Source organism: Streptomyces phytophilus (genome assembly GCF_013870535.1).
Taxonomy (GTDB): Bacteria; Actinomycetota; Actinomycetes; order Streptomycetales; family Streptomycetaceae; genus Streptomyces; species Streptomyces phytophilus.
On record NZ_JACBXC010001597.1, the window covers coordinates 1 to 1,184 of the forward strand.

Sequence of the window (1,184 nt, forward strand, 5' to 3'; positions counted from 1 at the left end):
GAGCGGGCCCGGGCCGAGCGCGAGCAGGAGCTGGGCCGGCAGCGCCGGCTCTCCCGCGAGCTGGCCGGCGAACTGGACAAGCTGACCGACTCCGTGCACCGCGGCGAGGTGCTGGGCGCCGAGAAGCGGCTGCGCATCGAGCAGTTGGAGGGCCGGGCGCTGGAGGAGCTGGGCGTCGAGCCGGCTGACCTGGTGGCGGAGTACGGTCCCGACCAGCCCGTGCCGCCGTCGCTGCCCGCGGAGGGCGAGGAGCTGCCCGAGGACCCCGGGCACCCGCGCAACCTGCCGCGGCCGTACGTGCGCGGCGAGCAGGAGAAGCGGCTGAAGGCCGCGGAGCGCGCGTACACCAGGCTCGGGAAGGTCAACCCGCTGGCGCTGGAGGAGTTCGCGGCGCTGGAGGAGCGGCACAAGTTCCTCACCGAGCAGCTCGACGACCTCAAGCGCACCCGCGCCGACCTGCTGGACGTGGTCAAGGAGGTCGACGCGCGCGTCGAGCAGGTCTTCACCGACGCCTTCCACGACACCGCCCGCGAGTTCGAGGGCGTCTTCTCCCGCCTCTTCCCCGGAGGCGAGGGCCGGCTGGTCCTCACCGACCCGGACGACATGCTGAACACCGGCGTGGAGGTGGAGGCCCGCCCGCCGGGCAAGAAGGTCAAGCGGCTGTCGCTGCTGTCCGGCGGCGAGCGGTCGCTGACGGCGGTGGCGATGCTGGTGGCGATCTTCATGGCCCGGCCGAGCCCGTTCTACGTGATGGACGAGGTCGAGGCCGCGCTCGACGACACCAACCTGCAGCGCCTGGTCCGGCTGATGCAGGAGCTGCAGCACACCTCGCAGCTCATCGTGATCACGCACCAGAAGCGCACGATGGAGGTCGCCGACGTCCTCTACGGCGTCTCGATGCAGGGCGACGGCGTCTCCAAGGTGATCAGCCAGCGGCTCAACTGAACGAGCCGTCCCGCCGCCCGGAGGGCCGGAAGCGGGCGGGGTGCCGCGAACGCGGCGCGGGCGGGCGATACTGGTGGGCGTTATGGACATCATCCTCATCGTCATCGCCATCGCCGTCGTCGCACTCCTCGCCGCGGGCGGCCTGGTCGTCGGCTCCCGCCGCCGGAAGCAGGTACCCCCCCCGCCGCCGTCGCCCGGCCCCCGGACCCCCGCAGAGCCGCAGGTCGGCGAGGAGGCGG

1 protein-coding gene is annotated in these 1,184 nt (G+C 72.9%); it reads left to right on the forward strand.

The features are described 5' to 3' along the window. Positions 1-945 (forward strand): AAA family ATPase (locus H5J30_RS34515; protein WP_181791757.1); only part of this gene is annotated, 945 nt, incomplete at its 5' end. Positions 946-1,184 lie beyond the last annotated feature (239 nt).